Raw genomic sequence first — 18,538 nt, forward strand, 5'->3', positions numbered from 1 at the left:
GTGAAATAGCTCAGTGAGCTGTGCTATCAACGCACGTCCGACGCGGTGAGGACGTGGTCTTCGGGCGCGTCGGCGACGTCCGTCTCGGTCTCGTCAGTGTCGCCAACGACGGCGACGGTTCCTTGCGACCCGCAGTCGTCATCGTCCGGGAAGACGACCGTCGCGCCGACCGACAGCGGCGCGAGGACGCCCGCGACGAAGACATCGACGTCGGCGATGGAACCGCGGACGACGACGTCGTCCTCCTCGGTGAGGTCCGCGTCGTCGACGACAGTCGCGGCCACGTCGAGCAGGTAGCGGTGGCTGTAGGCCTCGCCGTCGACGTCGAGAGCGGCCGTCTCGGGGTCGACCGGCGTCGGCGGGAACGTCGGGTTCTCGCTCCAGACGTCCGTCTCCCAGTGAGAGACGCCGGGGTCCGAGGGCGGACCGCCGTAGACGACACGTTTGGTCCCCGGCACGTCCTCGAAGTCGCCTTCTCGGTCCTGTGGAACGACGAGCGCTCGGACGTCAGGGTCGCTCGTGTCGAAGGTCGTCGTCGCGCCGTGGAGCGCGGCCCCGAAGACGGTCAGGAGCGGCTCGGGGAGGAGGTCTGGCTCGACAGCCACCCGGCCGCCACCGCGGACGCCGAGAAAGCCGAGGAAGTTGCCCGCCTTCCACGCGGTGGTACAGAAGTCGCGGTAGCTGTAGTCGCGGTCGAGCGCTGGGACTGAAAGCGCCGTCGCCGACGACCGACGCTCGCGGGCGACGAGGTCTCCGAGAGTGTTCACGACTCGCCGTTGGGCTGAGACCGACAAAAGACCGACGGACACGCCGCACGCGACGTCCGTGGCGAGTGCGGTGGACAACTGCGGTGGACAACTGCGGTGGACGGCTGCGGTGGACGAAGAGAAGGCTACGGCGCGCCGACGATGACGAACGTGCTGTCGACGTCGCCCGCGCGGATCTGTCGGGACGCGTCGGGGGAGACCCGGACGGCGTCACCCTTCGACAGGTCGAGCGTCTCGCCGTCGACCGTGATCGACCCCTCGCCCTCGACGAGGAGGTAGACCTCCTCGTGGTCGGATTCGACGTGGTCGTGTTCTTTGCCCTCCCACCCGGCATCGGCGTCGACGACGGTGAGACCGAGGCTCTCGCAGTCGAGCGCGTCTCGGAGGAAGTACATTCCGCCGCCGACGGGGTCGACGTCGCTGTAGTGAGCTTTCGTGTGCGCCATGTGACGTGGTTCACGCGCACACGGCAAGTAGATTGGTGCAGAATTGTGCCGAAAGCGGCGAAGCGGCGAAGATGGAGTCCCGTCGGGAGCGGCTTAGAAGGAGTTCTTGATCTTCTCGAAGAAGCCCTCTTTGACCTCGACTTCGTCGCCGCCCGCTTCGGCGAACTTCTCTAGGGCCTTCTTCTGCTCCTTGTTGAGGTTCTCGGGGGTGACGACCTGCACCTGCACGTAGAGGTCGCCGGAGCCACGACGCTGGAGTCGCGGCATCCCCTTGCCCTTCAGTCGGAAGGTCTCGCCGCTCTGGGTTCCGCTGGGGACGTCCATCTCGACGGTGCCGTCGAGCGTCTCGAACTCGACGGTCGCGCCGAAGACCGCCTGCGGGAACGAGACGGGATGCTGGTAGTGGAGGTCGTCGCCCTCGCGACGGAACTGCTCGTTCTCCTCGACGTGGACCTCGATGAGCAGATTGCCGTTGGGACCGCCGTTCTCGCCGGGCGCGCCCTCGCGCTCCATCCGGATGGTCTGGCCGTCGCGGATACCCGCGGGGATCTCGACGTCGAGCGTCGCCTCGTTGCGGACGCGGCCGTCGCCACCACAGCTGTCACACGTCTCGCTGTAGAGGTTGCCGTCGCCGCCACAGTTCCGACAGGCCTGCGTCTGCTGCATCCGACCGAACGGCGTCTGCTGGACCGTCGTCGTCTGGCCCTGCCCGTTACACTCGGGACAGGTCTCCACATCGGCGTCCTCGGGATGGCCCTCGCCGTCGCAGTCGGGACACCGCTCGGGACGCGTGACGGTCAGGCTCTTCTCGACGCCCTCGAAGGCGTCTTCGAGGTCGATGGTGAGCCGCGTCCGCAGGTCCGCCCCCTGCTGCGGGCGGTTACCCTGCCCGCCGCGGCCGCCGCCGCCGTTGAACAGGTTGTTGAAGATGTCCTCGAAGCCGCCCATCCCCCCGCCCATGCCGCCACCGCCGCCGAACGGGTTGCCGCCGCCACGGCCACCGCCACCGCCGTCGAAGCCGCCGCGCTTCTCGGCCTGCTCGAAGCGGTCGTGGCCCATGCGGTCGTACGCCGAGCGCTTCTCCTCGTCGCTGAGGACCTCTTTGGCCTTCTTGACCTTCTTGAACTTCTCCTCAGCGTTCGGGTCGTCGCTGACGTCCGGGTGGTACTCGGTTGCCTTCTTTCGGTAGGCCTTCTTGATCTCGTCCTCGTCGGCATCCCGGGAGACCCCGAGCACGTCGTAGAAGTCCTCGCTCATCAGTTACCGAATCGGTTATCGGTGGAGCTACTTCAAAAGCGCGCTTGCGACGTTGCCGCGACGACAGATACCGTCGGCACTGATCGGTCGTGGTCAATTGCGAAAGAGAGAGCGAATAATTCGTCGGCTGTGACGGCTCTCGTGGACGGTCAGCGCGAGGACTTACTTCTCTTCCTCGTCGTCGACGTCCTCGAAGTCGGCGTCGACGTACTCGTCGCCGCCGTCGGTGGCGTCGCCACCCATGCCGCCCATGCCACCGGCGCCGCCCGGACCGGCACCGCCGGGACCGCCAGCCTGCGCCTGGGCCTGCTCTTGGTACATCTGCTTGCCGATCTCCTGCAGTTCCTTCGAGAGGCTCTCGGTCGCGTCTTCGAGTTCCTCGGTCGTGGCGTCGTCGTCTTCGAGCGTCGCCTCGACGTCCTCGATTGCGGCCTCGATGTCCGCGCGAAGGTCGTCGTCGACCTGCTCCTCGTTCTCCTCGAGGAGCTTGTTCGCGCGCTGGACTGCGCCCTCGGCGTTGTTCCGCGCCTCGATGCGCTCGCGACGTTCCTCGTCCTCTTCGGCGTGCTGCTCGGCTTCCTCCTGCATCCGCTCGATCTCGTCGTCCGAGAGACCCGCGCCCCCCTCGATGGTGATGGACTCAGCGTTGCCGGAGCCTTTGTCCTCGGCCTCGACGTTGACGATCCCGTTCTCGTCGATGTTGAAGCCGACCTCGATCTGCGGCGTGCCAGCCGGAGCCGGCGGGATACCCGAGAGCTGGAACTCGCCGAGCAGTTCGTTCTCCTCGGCGATTTCACGCTCGCCCTGGAAGACGCGGACCTGCACGGAGGTCTGGTTGTCCGCGGCCGTGGTGAAGATCTTCGACTCCTCGGTCGGGATGGTGGTGTTCTTCTCGATGAGTCGCTCGAAGAGACCGCCCTTGACCTCGATACCGAGCGAGAGCGGCGTCACGTCCAGCAGGACGATGTCGTCGACCTCGCCGCCGAGGACGCCACCCTGGATGGCCGCGCCGAGTGCGACGGCCTCGTCGGGGTTGACGTTCTTCTTCGGCTCCTTACCGAGGATCTCGGTGACCTTCTCCTGAACCTGCGGCATCCGGGTCGACCCGCCGACGAGGATGACCTCGTCGATGTCGTCCTTACCGTAGCCTGCGTCTTCGAGCGCCTGCTCCGTCGGGCCGACGGTGCGCTCGATGAGGTCCTCGGTCAGCGACTCGAACTTCGCACGGGTGAGCGACTGTTCGAGGTGGACCGGGCCGGAATCGGTCGCCGTGATGAACGGCAGGTTGATATCCGTCTCCTTGCGGGAGCTGAGTTCGATCTTCGCTTCCTCGGCAGCGTCCTTCAGCCGCTGGAGGGCCTGACGGTCCTCGCGGAGGTCGATGCCGTGGTTGTTCTTGAACTCGGTCGCGAGATGGTCGATGATGGCCTCGTCCCAGTCGTCGCCGCCGAGGCTGTTGTCCCCGTTCGTCGCGACGACTTCGTAGACGCCGCCACCGAGGTCCAGCACCGAGACGTCGAACGTCCCGCCACCGAGGTCGAACACGAGGACGGTCTGGTCGGAGTCGTCGTCGAGACCGTACGCCATCGACGCCGCCGTCGGTTCGTTGACGATGCGCTCAACCTCGAAGCCGGCGATCTCGCCGGCGTCCTTCGTGGCCTGACGCTGCTTGTCGTTGAAGTACGCCGGGACGGTGATGACGGCCTTCTCGACGTCGTCGCCGAGATAGTCCTCGGCGTCGCGCTTGATCTTCTGGAGGATCATCGCCGAGATCTGCTCGGGCGTGTAGTCCTCGCCTTCGACCTCGACGGTGTAGCCGTCTTCACCCATGTGACGCTTGATCGACCGGTAGGTCCGGTCGGGGTTCTGGATGGCCTGGTTCTTCGCCGGTTTGCCGACGAGTCGCTCGCCGTCGTCGGTGAAGGCGACAACGGACGGGGTGGTCCGGTCACCCTCCGCGTTCACGATGATTTCGGGGTCTCCGCCCTCCATCACGGCGAACGCGCTGTTTGTGGTACCCAGGTCGATACCGAGAATTTTGTTGCTCGCCATGTTGCTTCCAGATACCGGCTTCCCGCGGTTAAAGGTTACTAGACGGAACGAACTGCGTCGGACGAGAAGGTCGCTGCAGTCTTGCGGTTTCGCACGCTCCTCGAACAGACTGTTCGGGAGGTTTATATCGAACCGCGAGACTGGTGTGCCGTGTTGACGAGGAACGCAGTGGTGACACGACTGGTAGCCACGTAGTGAACTGCTGAGCGTGATGAAAGCGTCGGGCGGACGTCAGAAGAGCGTTCTGGCGGGGAGAGTTATTCGCCGCCGTCGCTGACGGTAATCTGCGCCGCGCGGATGACTTTGTCGGCCATCTCGTAGCCGGGTTGGAAGACGGAGGCGACGGTGCCCTCGGGCTGGTCGCTGTCGACGCGCATCATCACTTCGTGACGCTGCGGGTCGACTTCCGCACCGAGGTCGGGGTCGATGATCTCGACGTTCTCGCTCTCGAGGATGCGGTCGAACTCGTCGAGCGTCGACTTGACACCCGGCCGGATGTCGGCACCCTCGTCCTGGTCCAGCGCGCGAACGAGGTTGTCGCGGACGGTGACGACCCGCTCGACGAAGTCCTCGGTGGCGCGCTCTTTGATCTGCGCCTGCTTCTTCTTCGCGCGCTGTTTGTAGTTCTGGAAGTCAGCCTGTTTGCGCTTGACCATCCCTTCCAGTTCGTCGATCCGCTCCTCGCGGGCGGCGAGTTCGGCTTCGAGCTTCGTGACGTGGTTCTCGAGTTCGCGGACCTCGGCGGCGAGCTCGTCGTCGTACTCGGCGACGCGGCCGGCGATGTCGACTTCGGCCGCCTCCGCGGCGTCAGGTGACTGCTCCGCGTCCGCAACGGCGTCGGCCGAGCGCTCCGCCTCGTCGTCGACAGGCGTCTCGTCTGCCTGTTCTGCGTCGAGCGTCTCGTCTGTCATGGTCGGAAGAAACGGCCGACGAGGTATAAGGGTTGCAGATGCCGGTCGTCCTCGGGGTCCGTTACTGATACATCCGCAACGGCTGAGCCTGCGTGCTCTCGTCGTCGGCGTCCTGCATCCGTTTCGCGAACTGCTCTTTGGCGCGGCGGATCTCCTCGGCGTCCTCGACGAGGGTGTCGACGGGGACCTCGACGTCTGCTAGCGGTTCGATGCCTTTCTTGATGACGACGCGCGCCGCCTCGGGGTCGGGGAACTGCGGGTCGGACTCGACGACGAGACCGACGCTCGTCAGGCCGTGTTCGAGGACGTAGTTCATCAGCGCGCCCGTCGGACCGGTCACCAGCCCCATCTCGGACGGATGGCCGATATCCGCCTCGTCGAGGAGCACCCGTCCCTCACCGGTAGCGACGCCGTAGAGCGTGGGGACACTGTCTCCTTTGTCCGTCCCAATCCCGCTCAGGAAGATGGGCACGACGCCGTCTTCCTCGAACCAGCTGCGGATACAGCCCGCGAACTCTCCGGCCGCCTTCGGATGGATGGGGACGTCGCTCTGAAGCACGAGCAGGTCCCGCTCCTCGTCGGCGTAGAGCCGGACGGGCGTCCGGAGTTCCGTGTCGGACTCGGTGTAGACTGCGACGCGAGGGATGCCGTCGCAGTGGACGTTCGCGTAGTGTGTCATCTCGAACCGGTCGACCAAGTGGTCGGCCACGATCTTGCCGACGAGACCGACGCCGGGGAGGCCTTCGACCATCATCGGCTCGTCGAGGGTGACGTCGTCTGCGAGAACGTTGATGCGCGCCATGGTTGACACGAGGCGTGGCAGGCTACTAAAACAGTCGGCCGTGTGCGACGGTGGAACGTCGTCCGACCCCCACCACACCGACTCCGAAACCGACAAACGACCGCGTGGGAAAGAGAGTGTCAATGGACCCCATCAAGCGGTATCTACCGCTCGTCGACGACGAGGAGGCGTTTCTGGCGGCCTGTGACCGGCCGCTGCCGTACGCCGTTCGCGTCAACACCATCAAGACGACCGTCGAGCGGGCCAAAGCAGCACTCGACGCCGAAGACATCGGCTACGAACAGACCGACTGGAACCCCGAAATCCTGCGGCTGACCGACGGCAAGGCGGGCACGACGTGGCCCTACTTCCACGGCTGGCTCCACGGGCAGGAGGAAGTCTCCGCGCTTCCGGCCATCGCACTCGACCCCCAGCCGGGCGAGAAAGTGTGGGACACCTGCGCCGCGCCGGGCAGCAAGTCCAGTCAGCTCTCGGCACTGATGGACGACGAAGGCTTCGTCGTCGCCAACGACAACAGTCTGGGTCGGCTCTCCGCGCTCCGGCACAACGCCGAACGGCTCGGCGTCACCAACGTCGCCGTCACGAACCGCGACGCGCGCAACTTCTCGATGAAGCCGTTCCACTTCGACCACTTCGACCGGACGCTCGTCGACGCGCCCTGCTCGTGTGAGGGGACGGTCCGCAAGAACCCTGACGTGCGCGACCAGTGGACGATGAACCACGTCAAGAGTGTCGTCGGCGTCCAGAAGGGCATCATTCGCCGCGCGATTCAGGCCACAAAGCCCGGCGGTATCGTCGTCTACTCCACCTGTACGTTCGCGCCCGAGGAGAACGAGGCTGTCGTGACCCACGCCTTGGAGAGCGAGGACTGCGGGGTCGTCGAGTTCGACACGCCGCTCGAAACCTCGCCCGGCGTCACCGAGTGGGAGGGCGAGGAGTACCATCCGAGCGTCACGAAGACCCAGCGGGTCTACCCCCACCAGAACGACACGGGCGGGTTCTTCTGTGCGAAGCTGAAGGTCGGCGGGACGGAGCGGCGAGAGACTGCCGCGGAGGTCGGTGGCGACGCCGACGAGACGGAGGTGGAGGCATGAGCGACGATGCCCCAACCAACGACGGCCAGCAGTTCGACCGTCTTCCTGCCACGGCCGACGAGCGCGAGGTTCCCGGCCGAGCGACGCGCGAGGAGGTCCTCGAATGGTGGAACGAACGCTTCGGCATCCCGCCGGAGACGTTCGACGACTACACCTTCTGGGAGAAGGGTGCGGGGAAGATCTGGGTGCTCCACGGCGACACCGAGAGTCCCATCGGCATCGAGGGGCTCGGCATGACCTTCCTCCGGACGCGACAGGAACACTGGAAGCCGACGACGAACGCGGTCCAACGGTTCGGACGAGAGGCGACGAAGAACGTCGTCGAACTTGGGAGCGAAGAGGCCGCCACGTTCGCCGGTGGCGACGACCAAGAACTCGACTGGGAGGGCGACTGGGGCTATCTCATCGCGGCCCACGAGGTCGCCGGCGAGCGCGAACCCATCGGTGTTGGACTCTTCCTCTACGGTGAGTTGCGCTCGACGGTGCCGAAAGGGCGACGCGAGAATCTGGACGAAATATAGCGATCCCGACTACGCGCGCTTCTTGTAGAGTTTCACTGCTGCCTGTGCGAGATAGCCGAGTTCGCTGCGCTTGTAGCCGAGTGCCGCCGCGCCGGCGAGGAGTACGGCGAGTTTCTTCTGGCCGCCACGGAACGACTTGACCGCTTCCCAGAGCGTCGTGGCTGCACTGAGCTGGCGCGCCCGTTTCGAGCCGAGAAGTCGTGTCAGCTTCATGTCTCTACATTCCGGCTGGAGCCTGAAAAGCCGAGGGGCCGACTCACTTCTCGCGGACGGTCCCGCCCGACAGCCCCTCCCAGGCGACGCGGTAGCCGAGTGCCGAGAGCGCGGCACTCGCGTCGCCGATGCCGTGATCGGCGAGCACGTCCTCCGCTTCGCCGAGGTCCATCCCCGGCTCGATGGCGTCGGCGAGGTCGTCGAGAACAGCGGGTCGAACGAGCGTTCGGCCGACGCGACGGTGGTCGGGGAAGGACTTGTCCTCGATGGCGTCGACGCTCACCGCGTAGTCGGCTGCGAGGTCGGCGAGCGAGATCACGTCCGCGTCGGGCGTCAGTTCGTCCGGCAGGTCGCCCGACGCGTCGGCGACGAGGTCCGCCTCGTACTCTCGGAGCACGTCGACGACGTCCTTCACGCGCACGGTGCCGGAGTAGGGAATCGCGCGGTGGTCCCGTGCCTCGATTTCGTCGCTGGCGGCGAGCGACTCGTCGACGGCGACGAGGAGGTCGACGTCCTCGACGCCCGCGAGCTGGCCGAGTTTCTTCTCGACGTAGTCGGGCGTCCAGAAGCCCATGATTTCGAAGTAGACGCGGAAGTCCGTGTATTCGTAGTCGAACGCGAAGTCCGGAATCATCACCCGCGCGCCGCCGTCGACGGCGAGCGGTTCCGGCTCCCGCACGAGCGTCCAGTCGAGGTCCAGTGCCCGAAAGCGGGCCGCGAAGTCGGCCTCGACACCGCTGTCGAAGGCGGGTTCGGCGACGGGTTCGACGCCCGGAACCGACACGTCGGCGTCGGTGAGCACGAGGTCGCGCTCGGTCCCGCGGTCGTCGATGGTGGCCGAGAGCCGCCAGTCGTCGGTCGCCGCGACGGTGCGGAGCAATCGAGCAAAGCCCGTCCCGTATCTGCGGGTGCGCCGAAAGAGCGCGTCGGGGCCGGTGACGACCAGTTCGCGACCCTCGGGCGTCTGCTCGACCTCGTACATCAGCCGGAGCCGTTTGACCGCGGAGACGAGTGCCTTCGGGTCGGCACTTCGAATCCGCACCTCCGTGGCGTCGAACAGCGCGGTCTGTGCGAGCGAGAGGTTGTACTGCGTCAGGAGTTCGTCGGGCGTCCAGCGCGGCTCGAAGGCCGCGAGCGTCTGGTTCACCTCGCGGTCGGCGTAGAGCGAGGTTTCGACCGCCGACGCGTCGACACCGAGTCGGTCCGCAGCCGCCGCGAGTGCCTGCTCGCGCTCGTCCTCGCTCGCGACGCCGACGGTCTCCGCCGCCTCGAAGGCGACGCGGCGGGCGCGCTCTGGGGGGAGGGCACTCCGCGTCTCGTACTCCGCTTCACGGTCGCAGAGGGCGGCGAAGCCGCGGACGAGCTTGAACGACTCCGCTTCGGTTTCGAGGGCGGTGAGGGCGTCCTCCAGCGCGCCGCGACGGTCGCCGACGTGCGACTCGTAGGTCTCGACGACGCGGCTGGCGACCGACTCGGCCTCCCTGCCGACGAACTGCGGGTGGTAGCCGCCGCCGGTGCGGGAGACGCGCAGGAGGTCCTTCGTGAGCACGTCCGTGCGTAGTTCGGCGTCGTTTATAAGCGGGACGGGAACGACTGCCGGAGAGGACAAGGCTCATACGCCGGGCGATTGAGCCTCGGATATGAAGCGACGGGTCCTCCTCGGCACGCTCCCCTTCGCCCTCTCGGGCTGTCTCTCCTCGCTCCCCGGCCCGACCGGGCCGCGTAACCCGCCGACGGAACCGGCGAATGACCCCCGCGAGCAGGCACAGCAGAAGCCCCTCGTCGTCAGCGACTTCGAGTTCAGCCGCGCCGACTCGGACGCACTCGCAGTCGTTCTGACAGTGACCAACCGGACGGACGTCGAACGCGTCGGGACGGCCACGGTCACGCTCTCGCTCGACGGCGAGACGTTCGAGCGGACAGCCGAGGTGACCGTCGGTGGCGACAGCGACGCCGAGACCGAACTCGTCTTCGAGGAGATTCAGTTCGAGGCGTTCCAGAACGCCGACTCCTTCGAGTTCGACGCGAGCGTCGAGTGACCCGGTCGGTCGCACACAGCCCGTCGTGACGACCGGCAGTCGGGACCGAACGACTACCTTTTCCGCGCGTCAGTCCAGAGTTCAGTTCTCTCGTGTCGTGATAAAAATCTACATTCTCATTGCGAATATATTGTCGGATATGTTCGGCTCCGTGTCGAACAGTTCCATCGGGAGCGTATTGCGACGAGATGGCCGTAAATAGCCGTTACAAGCCCTCTATGTCGCTCTTACAAAAGTCCTTTAGGGGCTACTACAACTGTCGAATCGCCTCATGGACTTTACCAGGCGAAACCTCATGGCGACGTCACTCGCAGCCACGCTCGGAGCCAGCGTGGCTGGAGTGGCCAGCGCGGACGAAGTAGCGGAGACGAACACACCCGGCGCGCCGAGCGTCAGGGGGTCGATGAAGCGGTTCTCGACGACGGCGTTCGGTGCCGAGGCCACAGGCCCGTTCGTCTTCGCGGACGGCACCCCGCTCTACAGCCTCCAGCACCCGAGCCGGGAGAACCTCGCACCCTTCAACCGAGCCGGTATCGGCTACTTCAGCGGCTTCCAGTTCGACCTCGACGGCAACAACGACGACTTCGAGGAGATCCCCGTCCCGGTGACCGAATCCGAGCAACGACAGGTCCGCGCCGGCAACGGCAGCTACGTCCTCCTCGCACAGGAGGAAGACGAGATCAACGACGGTACCGAACGGCTCGGTGTCTCCCAGACGCCGGATGGCACCGACATCACGCAGGAGAACTTCGCGGGCACGCAGTACGGTAACGCGGGCTACAACCCCGACTGCAACCAGTTCGTCGCCACCGACGACGCGGGCACCGAGGGCTATCTCTTCACCAACTGGGAGAACAGCCCCGGCAACGTCTCGCGGATCCCCCTCAGCCAAGACGACGACGGCGAGTGGAGCGCGGACCTCGACAACGCCATCAACCTCGCGAACACCGACGCGCTCCGCGAACTCGGCGGCACGCGCATCAACTGTTACGGCGACCTCAGCCCGTGGAACACGATGATCTCCTCCGAGGAGAACTACGCCCACCCGCGCGTCTCGCTGACGGCCACCGTCAGTGACGTCGTGGAGGCTGGCTCGGGGAAGGGACTGATCGGTGCCTGCCAGTTCTGGAACCGGCCGAACCCGACGGAGATCACGTCCGCGCTCTCGGAATACTACGGCGACGAGTCGTGGTATCCGCAGGGTGCGTTCGCACTCGACGGCGTCGAGTTCCTCGCGTACTATCTCGGCGCGGACCCGGTCGACCAGAACGGCGGTAACTCGACGTACCCCATCGGTGACGTCTATCCGAACCCCTACCGCTACGGCTACCAGGTCGACTTCCGCGACGCCGCGGCCGACGAGCCGACGCCCATCAAATACTACGTCATGGGCCGCGCCTCGTGGGAGGCGCCCGACGTCCAGAGCGACATGAAGACCGTCTACGGCTGTTCGGACGGCGACAGCAAGGGTATCTACAAGTTCGTCGCCGACGAGGAGATTCCGAGCTACGAGGACCCGATGGCCGTCGCCGGGACGCTCTACGCCCCGAAGATCACGAACGACGAGGCGAGCGAGCGCAACTCCCCCGCCGACGTCTCGCTCGACGTGGAGTGGATCGAACTCGGCCACGCGAGCAACGCCGAGTGCGAGGAGTGGATCGCCGCGTACGACGACGTCACCCAGACGGACTATCTGGAGACACACGCCGAGACCGACTGGCGAGAGGACCGCGCGGCAGCACTCGAAGAGGCCGACCGCGCCGTCGTCGAAAACGGCAACCAGAATTACATCACGAACGAGGAGATCGTCGAGTGGGCCGAGCAGTACGCCGAGGAGGGGCCCGACGGCGTCGACGAGGAACTCCGCAAGATCCCGTTCCTCGAAACCCGCGCCGCGGCCAAGGAAGTCGGTGCCACCATCGAGTTCAACAAGGCCGAGGGTGTCGACAGCATGGACGGTGCCGGTCCCGGCGACTTCGTCTACTTCGGTATCTCGGAGTTCAACGACGACCTCGCGAACGACACGGGCGACATCCAGATGGACCGCGTCGACGGCGGCGTCGTCTACCGCGCGGAACTCGAACCCGATTACAACGTCTCGACGCTCGAACCGGTCATCGTCGGTCCCGACTTCACCGACCCGCCGGAGGACGCCGACGACGCGCTCCGCAACATCGACAATCTGTACGTGATGGACGACGGCCGCGTCCTCTGCTGTGAGGACGGCTTCGGCGGCCCGGCCCGCTCGTATCCCAACGACGGCGTCTACGTCTACCAGCCGAACGTGCTCGTCGACGTCGACTCCCTCGCCGTCGGCCAGGGGTCGACCGGGACGGCCGACCTCTACGCCTCGTCGCTCCCGTCGGGCTTCTCGGGCGCGCAGGTGACGGTCACCGTCTCGGACCCCGAGGTCGCGAGCATCACCGGCGTCACCTTCCCCGACGACCTCGCGCTCACGCAGGGCACTGTCGCCGACGACGGGTCGTCGGCCACGCTGCGCTTCTCCGACGCCAGCAAGCAGGTCCAGCCCGGCGCGAGCAGAGCCCGCCTGGCGACGCTCGAAGTCGCGGCCGAGAGCATGGGGACGGCCGACCTCGACGTCGAGATCGAGCGGATGGACGACGAGAGCGGCGACCCGCTCGACGCCGAGGCACGCTTCGGCGTCTTCGTGGGCGGCCCGCGGGGACCACCGGCGGTCGGCGACGGCGAGAAGCCGACCGACCCCGACGACGACGGGCTCTACGAGGACGTCAACGGCAACGGTCGACTCGACTACAACGACATCGTCCTGCTGTTCCGCCACTTCGACAGCGACGCGGTGCGGCTGAACAGCGCGGCCTACGACTTCAACGAGAACGGCCAGCTCGACTTCGACGACCTCGCGACGCTCTTCGAGGAGATCAACTGAGACGGCCGCTTGCCGCTGCACTGGCCTCACTACCCCACCACCCCAGTTTATCCAGATACCACAGACCCTATGATTCGACCGATTCAGACCCTCACAACGAGAATTACTCGCGATTCGACTCGTACTGCGGCAGCCACACTCGTCGTTGCCGCGGCGGTAACCACGTTCGCCCTCCTCGGGGCAGTGACGGCGACCGGCACCACTGCAGCGCAGACTGACGACCCGACCGTCCGCCTCGTCGGCGGCGACGTGACGGCGAGCGAGACGGCGACGTTCGACGTCGTGCTAACGTCGGCTCCCGACGGCCTCTCCGGCTACTATCTCCGGCTCTCGCTCGACGGGACCGACGTCGCCCGCATCGACGGCGCGGCCTACCCCGACGCGTTCAGCATGACGAACGAGCCGACGACGGAGGGAGACGGCGGGACGCTCCTGCTCGAAGCCGCCGACCTGGAGGACTCGGTCCAGGCTGGCGCGGCCGACGTGCCGCTCGCGACCGTCGAACTCACTGGTGTCGCTCCGGGGGAAGCGCGGGTCAGCGTCGAGCCGGTCCAGTTCGACACCGACAGCGGCGACAGGTTCCAGCCAGCGACCCAGTCCGACGTCGTGACGGTCGCCGCCGAAGATTCCGAGGACGGTGCTGCCGGAGCCACCGAGGACGCGAGCGACGGAAGCGACTCGCTCGGCGACGGTGCGACGGGCGCGGCGGGCAGTGTCGGCGGCGTGCCGACGGTCGTTCTCGTCGGTGCGGCGGCCGCCCTCCTCGCTGGCGGCGTCCTGCTCGGCCGTCGGCTCTAGCGGCCGCAACGCCGACGCTACGGCGACCACCGAACCGACCGCGAATCCACGAAACAGCCAGCAGACCCCCAGCAGACACCCACAAGACACCCACCACAGATGTCGAAATCAGACACCACACCAGCAGACCGCGACCGACGGACCGTGTACCGCGAGTATCTCCTGAACGTCCGCATCGTCGAATCGCAGTCGGAGACGGGCGACCCAGTCTACCGGTTCGACGCACCGAACCACGGAGGGAGTACCTTCGACGACCCCGAGACGGCCGAACTCTACGCCGACGTCTACTTCGACGTCAACGGCTTCGAGGAGGCCGGAACCGGCGAGCGCGGCGTCCCGCCGACGATAATTCAGGCCGGTCGCGACACGCTCGTCGCCTACCTCCTCACCCAACCGCACACGGACGTCTACTGGCTCGCCTCGTTCTACGGCGAGAAACCCGAGAAGATCCAGCGGTACGTCAACCGCGTCCGAAAGCGCGCGACGAAGATCCGCGACGGTGCGCGCGACCACGGTCTGGAGTGAGGTGAGACGTCGTCAGCGACGACGATTCGCGATGCACAGAACACCGCAACTCCTGTACCAGTAGACGGAGCTACCGCCGACGACTCGCGATTACAGAACATCTCGACTCCCGTACCAGTAGACGGAGCTACCGACGACGACTCGCGATGTTCTCTTCTGCGGTCTCGCTGCTCACGACCTCGTAGAGAAGCGCGCGGCCGCCGTCGGCCTTCGGCCGAAGGATCCGTCCCAGTCGCTGGGTGAACTCGCGTTCGCTGCCGCTGCCCGAGAGCACGACGGCGACGTTCGCGTCGGGCACGTCGACACCCTCGTCGAGGACGTTCGCGGTGACGACGCGGCTGTACTCGCCCGACCGGAAGCGGTCGAGAATCTCGCGGCGTTCCTTCGCGCCCGTCTCGTTCGTGATCGCCGGGATGAGAAACCGCTCGGAGAGCCGGTAGACGAGGTTCGTGTGGGCCGTGAAGACGATGACGCGGTCCTCACGGTGTCTCGCCAGGATGTCAGCGAGTTCGCGCACCTTCTCGTCGGCGTTGAGCATGATATCCCGCGCTCGTTGCTTGGCGAGCAGTGCTTCCCGCGCTCGCGGGTCATTGCCCGAGCGCATCACGAGCTTCTGGTAGTCGCTGCCCGAGCGCAGCGAGAGCCCGGAGGTTCGGAGGTAGTCGACGAAGGTTCCCTGCGCCTCGTCGTACCGCTCGCGCTCTGCGGGCGTCAGCTCTACTTCGACGCGCTTGATGTCGTAGGGCGCGAGATGCTCGCCCGCGAGGTCGTCGACAGCGACGTCGTAGACCTTCGGCCCGACGAGTTTCGTAATCGCCTCGTGCGCGCCGTCGGGCCGCTCGAACGTCGCCGTCAGTCCGAGACGGGCGGGGGCCGCGAGGAGGCGAGCGATGTCCTGGTAGCCCTCGCCGCCGAGATGGTGGACCTCGTCGAAGACGACGAGTCCGAAGTCGCCGCCGACCTCGTCGGCACGGAGATAGGCGGAGTCGTACGTCGAAACCGTAATCCCCTCTTGAATCTGCTCGCCGCCGCCGAACTGGCCGATGGAGACGTCGAACTCGGCTTCCAGTTCCGCGCGCCACTGTTCGAGCAGGTCGATGGTCGGGACGACGACAAGCGTCGGTACCGACAGGTCGGCGATGGCGGCGACCGCGATGACCGTCTTGCCGCTGCCGGTCGGCAGTTCGAGCACGCCGCGGTCGCCCGCGTCGTGCCACGCGTCCAGCGCGTCGCGCTGGTAGTCACGCAGGTCGTAGTCGGTCGACAGCGAGCGGTCGAGAGCTGTCGAGCGGACCGTGTCCTCGACGTCGGCCCCGCGCTCGCCGAGGACGGCGCGGAGGAAGGCGTACCGGTAGGCAGGCGCGCGGGCCGTTCCGCTGCGGGGGTCGACCTCGACGCCGGGGAGGTCCGCGAGCGAGTCGACGGGAAGGTCGTCGGTGTCGACCCGGACCGTCCCGTTCTCGAAGGAGAGCCTGACTGTCACTGGCGGGGATTCGCTATCTTCGGGTTTATGTGCTCCGCACCGAGACGAGAAGACATGAGCGACGAACTCGAAGACGCAGTGGAAACGTTCCTCAACGAGACGGAGACAGTCTTCGGCGAGTACGACCAGGGCTACATGGACGCCGACGCGGCACTCTCGCTCATCCGCGACCACGTGGATGAGCTCGAAGACGAGTTCGAGTCGTGAAGGCGGTCTTCCATCTCTCCAGCGGCGATGCCGAGATGCACACCCGCGTCGTCAACAACGTCGCGAACCTGCTCGACGACGAGACGGTCGATCTCGAATCCGTCGCGCTCGTCGCCAACAGCGGCGGACTCGGTCTCTTGCTCGACGACTCCGAACGGCGCGAGCGGGTCGAAGAACTACAGGAGCGAGGCGTCGTCTTCAAACAGTGCGCGAACACGCTCGTCGGCACGGACATCGACGAGTCGAACCTCGTCGACGGCGTGGAACTCGTCTCCTCGGGCGTGGGCGAGCTGACGCGACTCCAAGACGCTGGCTACGCGTACATCAAGCCCTGAAAGCGAAGCCACAGAGTTGCGGAGTCACGGAGTCACAGAGTTGCGGCCCCGCGAAGCGACGCGGCACGGATTTTTTGTACGTTCCGGGAGACTGGACGGTCGATGCCCTCCACAGTCAGCGATGTGCTGTTCAGCGAGCCAGCGGGTCGGCCGAACTCACTGTTCCAGTTCGCCGCCGCAGCCGCCTTCACGGGACTTTACCTGTTCGTCACAGTCGCGGGAGACACCGTGGGGAGCGGGTGGTTACTCGTCATGGCGGCCACGTCCGTCTGCTCCGGTGTCGCCGAGTCGCTTCCGAAGGACCGACACCGGACGGCCGGTGTGTTGCGTCTCACGGTGGTTCTCGTTCTGGCGGGACTCGTCGTCTCGATTATCCTCGAACCCCAGATCATCACCGGATAGCCGGAGACTGCCCCGCCACGGGCCGCGGTGGATATCAAGCCCTGAGACAGGGGCACACACGGCTGGTTGGCATAGCTATATGTGTCGTGATGTCATGGCTCATACTGGATCGCTATGAAACCGTGCCACAGTTGTCAGTCGATCATCGACGAGTACATCTTGGACAAACAACTCGAACCCCTCCGCGACCTCACAGTCGACGACTTCAACGTCTGTGCGGACTGTGTAACTGTCGTTGCTGATTCGTGTGTGGAGTGCGGCGGCGCGGTCTATGTCCCTCGAACAAAATCTGTGGCCCCGGACTACTGCCCGGCGTGCCGCTCCGAACTCTTCGTCCAGACCGGCTCCGACCCGGGGTGGCACGCCGACGCCATCTCGCACTGAGCGGCAGTTCTCCGGAATCCATTTTTTGCGGCCGTCGACGCCAAGCAGACACGGTTCCGACCGGTGGGACCGTCGAGTCGTGATGTCGAGCGCGACGGAATCGCCGAGCGAGCCAGTCCCTGACGGGAGTTCTGTCGCGGATGTTCAGCCGAGGTCGGAAATACCCCATTCGAAATTAAATCTCTCCAAATAGTTATAAATATTGGATTTGTAGGCAGTGTATGGAACTGAAAGTGAGCATTTGGAGAGCAATAAACAATCGCGTGCGCAGTTCTCGGGGAGACCTGTGAACCCCAAACCGCTCGTCGTGTACGGCGTGGGTGTTCCACTGGTCGTCCTGGCACTCGGCTACGGAGCCAGCAGCGTCGCGACGGTCGCCTTCCCGCTGTTCCTGTTGGCTACCTTCGGAGTCGGCGTCGTGTGTACGGCCCTCCTCTTCGGGGCCGAGTCACACGTCCAGACTGCGGCGTACAGTGCCGAGGTCGGGGGCAGTGGCGACCCGTCGGTCTACGACGATGAACCACCGAGGAGTGTGAAGCTCGGGCTGTCCGTGGCCGGACTCACCGGATTGAGCCTCGTCGCACTGGTCCTCGTGATGCAGCTCTGATCGAAGAAACCGAGGTGGGCTACTCGTCGCCGACGCTCACTCGCCGATGAGCGCGCGAATCCGCTCGACGTAGTCGGCGAAGTCGGCGTCCGTCCGCTCGCGCGGTCGGTCAAGGTCGACGTCGACGACCTCGCGGACGCGTCCCGGATTGGCGGCCATGACGACCACGCGGTCGGCGAGCGTGACGGCTTCCTCCACGTCGTGGGTGACGAACAGGACCGTCTTCTCCGTCGCCGACCAGATGTCGAGCAGTTCGCCGTGGAGCATATCCCGCGTCTGGGCGTCGACGGCTCCGAACGGCTCGTCCATGAGCAGCAGTTCGGGGTCGACGGCGAGCGCGCGGGCGATGCCGACGCGCTGTTTCATCCCGCCCGACAGCTCCCGAGGGTAGGCGTCGCGGAACTCCGTCAGCCCGACGAGTTCGAGCAACTCGGCGACGCGCTCCGCGCGGTCGTCGCCGTCGACACCCTGCTCTTCCAGCCCGAAGGCGACGTTTTCGGCCACCGTTCGCCACGGGAACAGCCCGTACTCCTGAAAGACCATTCCCCTATCTGTGCCGGGACCGTCGACGGCGACGCCGTCGAGACGAACTGCGCCCGACGAGGGGGTTTCGAGACCCGCGATGGTCCGGAAGAGCGTCGTCTTCCCGCAGCCCGAGGGACCGACGAGACAGACGAACTCGCCGTCTCCGACGCTGAACGAGACGTCTTCGAGTGCTTGGACCGTCTGGCGGTCGGACTCGTAGCGCTTCCCCACGTCGTCGACGGAGACCTTTGCCTCGCTCATC

General features: G+C 65.9%; 21 protein-coding genes. 11 read left to right on the forward strand and 10 right to left on the reverse strand.

The window, feature by feature from the left end:
• Window positions 1–26: 26 nt before the first annotated feature.
• The 6 genes from BLR57_RS12735 to BLR57_RS12760 all read right to left on the reverse strand — a co-directional run bounded on the left by BLR57_RS12735 (window position 27) and on the right by BLR57_RS12760 (window position 6,235).
• Window positions 27–767 carry an acyl-CoA synthetase family protein gene (locus BLR57_RS12735; RefSeq protein WP_089698065.1) on the reverse strand — a complete coding sequence of 247 codons (741 nt, stop codon included), beginning with the start codon at window positions 765–767 and terminating at the stop codon, window positions 27–29.
• Between the two features lie 125 nt (window positions 768–892).
• Complete coding sequence (locus BLR57_RS12740) at window positions 893–1,213, reverse strand: cupin domain-containing protein (protein ID WP_089698067.1); 321 nt, start codon at window positions 1,211–1,213, stop codon at window positions 893–895.
• A 93-nt stretch (window positions 1,214–1,306) separates the two neighbouring features.
• Entirely contained in the window at window positions 1,307–2,470 is a 1,164-nt protein-coding gene (gene dnaJ / locus BLR57_RS12745; RefSeq protein WP_089698069.1) for a molecular chaperone DnaJ, read from the reverse strand.
• 162 nt (window positions 2,471–2,632) lie between these two features.
• Window positions 2,633–4,522, reverse strand: coding sequence for a molecular chaperone DnaK (dnaK, locus tag BLR57_RS12750; protein WP_089698071.1), 1,890 nt, complete (start codon window positions 4,520–4,522; stop codon window positions 2,633–2,635).
• 257 nt (window positions 4,523–4,779) lie between these two features.
• On the reverse strand, window positions 4,780–5,433 hold the full coding sequence (gene grpE / locus BLR57_RS12755) for a nucleotide exchange factor GrpE (protein WP_089698073.1): 654 nt from the start codon (window positions 5,431–5,433) through the stop codon (window positions 4,780–4,782).
• 61 nt (window positions 5,434–5,494) lie between these two features.
• A complete protein-coding gene (locus tag BLR57_RS12760) occupies window positions 5,495–6,235 on the reverse strand; it encodes a proteasome assembly chaperone family protein (RefSeq protein WP_089698075.1) in 741 nt (246 codons plus the stop codon).
• A 122-nt stretch (window positions 6,236–6,357) separates the two neighbouring features.
• Here BLR57_RS12760 and BLR57_RS12765 point away from each other — a divergent pair, with 122 nt between their 5' ends.
• Window positions 6,358–7,329 carry an RsmB/NOP family class I SAM-dependent RNA methyltransferase gene (locus BLR57_RS12765; RefSeq protein ID WP_089698077.1) on the forward strand — a complete coding sequence of 324 codons (972 nt, stop codon included), beginning with the start codon at window positions 6,358–6,360 and terminating at the stop codon, window positions 7,327–7,329.
• Window positions 7,326–7,850 (forward strand): DUF7122 family protein, encoded by a 525-nt coding sequence (locus BLR57_RS12770; RefSeq protein WP_089698079.1) that lies wholly within the window; start codon window positions 7,326–7,328, stop codon window positions 7,848–7,850. The genes BLR57_RS12765 and BLR57_RS12770 overlap by 4 nt, the downstream gene beginning before the upstream one ends.
• Before the next feature lie 9 nt (window positions 7,851–7,859).
• Here the strand turns inward: BLR57_RS12770 and BLR57_RS12775 are convergent, their stop codons facing one another.
• Complete coding sequence (locus tag BLR57_RS12775) at window positions 7,860–8,063, reverse strand: hypothetical protein (RefSeq protein WP_089698082.1); 204 nt, start codon at window positions 8,061–8,063, stop codon at window positions 7,860–7,862.
• 43 nt (window positions 8,064–8,106) lie between these two features.
• Window positions 8,107–9,612: a DUF790 family protein gene (locus BLR57_RS12780; protein ID WP_089698083.1), complete on the reverse strand. Its 1,506-nt coding sequence runs from the start codon at window positions 9,610–9,612 to the stop codon at window positions 8,107–8,109.
• A 91-nt stretch (window positions 9,613–9,703) separates the two neighbouring features.
• On the opposite strand from BLR57_RS12780, the gene BLR57_RS12785 reads away from it, so the two are divergent.
• The 4 genes from BLR57_RS12785 to BLR57_RS12800 all read left to right on the forward strand — a co-directional run bounded on the left by BLR57_RS12785 (window position 9,704) and on the right by BLR57_RS12800 (window position 14,333).
• Window positions 9,704–10,102 (forward strand): hypothetical protein, encoded by a 399-nt coding sequence (locus tag BLR57_RS12785; protein WP_089698084.1) that lies wholly within the window; start codon window positions 9,704–9,706, stop codon window positions 10,100–10,102.
• Window positions 10,103–10,397: 295 nt separating this feature from the next.
• Entirely contained in the window at window positions 10,398–13,010 is a 2,613-nt protein-coding gene (locus tag BLR57_RS12790; protein ID WP_089698086.1) for an alkaline phosphatase PhoX, read from the forward strand.
• 183 nt (window positions 13,011–13,193) lie between these two features.
• Complete coding sequence (locus tag BLR57_RS12795) at window positions 13,194–13,808, forward strand: hypothetical protein (RefSeq protein ID WP_089698088.1); 615 nt, start codon at window positions 13,194–13,196, stop codon at window positions 13,806–13,808.
• Between the two features lie 99 nt (window positions 13,809–13,907).
• Entirely contained in the window at window positions 13,908–14,333 is a 426-nt protein-coding gene (locus tag BLR57_RS12800; RefSeq protein ID WP_089698091.1) for a hypothetical protein, read from the forward strand.
• A 127-nt stretch (window positions 14,334–14,460) separates the two neighbouring features.
• On the opposite strand, the gene BLR57_RS12805 is transcribed toward BLR57_RS12800, so the two are convergent.
• Window positions 14,461–15,816, reverse strand: a complete 1,356-nt coding sequence (locus tag BLR57_RS12805; protein WP_089698093.1) for a DEAD/DEAH box helicase family protein — start codon at window positions 15,814–15,816, stop codon at window positions 14,461–14,463.
• Between the two features lie 54 nt (window positions 15,817–15,870).
• Here BLR57_RS12805 and BLR57_RS19450 point away from each other — a divergent pair, with 54 nt between their 5' ends.
• The 5 genes from BLR57_RS19450 to BLR57_RS12825 all read left to right on the forward strand — a co-directional run bounded on the left by BLR57_RS19450 (window position 15,871) and on the right by BLR57_RS12825 (window position 17,751).
• A complete protein-coding gene (locus BLR57_RS19450) occupies window positions 15,871–16,023 on the forward strand; it encodes a hypothetical protein (RefSeq protein WP_170830635.1) in 153 nt (50 codons plus the stop codon).
• A complete protein-coding gene (locus BLR57_RS12810; protein ID WP_089698095.1) occupies window positions 16,020–16,358 on the forward strand; it encodes a DsrE family protein in 339 nt (112 codons plus the stop codon). Before BLR57_RS19450 ends, BLR57_RS12810 begins: the two co-directional genes overlap by 4 nt.
• Window positions 16,359–16,460: 102 nt before the next feature.
• The gene (locus tag BLR57_RS12815; protein ID WP_089698097.1) at window positions 16,461–16,760 is read left to right on the forward strand and encodes a DUF8011 family protein; all 300 of its coding nucleotides are present in this window, start codon (window positions 16,461–16,463) and stop codon (window positions 16,758–16,760) included.
• A 114-nt stretch (window positions 16,761–16,874) separates the two neighbouring features.
• On the forward strand, window positions 16,875–17,144 hold the full coding sequence (locus BLR57_RS12820; RefSeq protein WP_089698099.1) for a DUF7571 family protein: 270 nt from the start codon (window positions 16,875–16,877) through the stop codon (window positions 17,142–17,144).
• A 286-nt stretch (window positions 17,145–17,430) separates the two neighbouring features.
• Window positions 17,431–17,751: a hypothetical protein gene (locus tag BLR57_RS12825; RefSeq protein WP_089698101.1), complete on the forward strand. Its 321-nt coding sequence runs from the start codon at window positions 17,431–17,433 to the stop codon at window positions 17,749–17,751.
• A 36-nt stretch (window positions 17,752–17,787) separates the two neighbouring features.
• On the opposite strand, the gene BLR57_RS12830 is transcribed toward BLR57_RS12825, so the two are convergent.
• Window positions 17,788–18,537 carry an ABC transporter ATP-binding protein gene (locus tag BLR57_RS12830; protein WP_089698102.1) on the reverse strand — a complete coding sequence of 250 codons (750 nt, stop codon included), beginning with the start codon at window positions 18,535–18,537 and terminating at the stop codon, window positions 17,788–17,790.
• Window position 18,538 lies beyond the last annotated feature (1 nt).

This window comes from Halogranum gelatinilyticum (assembly GCF_900103715.1).
Lineage (GTDB): Archaea > Halobacteriota > Halobacteria > Halobacteriales > Haloferacaceae > Halogranum > Halogranum gelatinilyticum.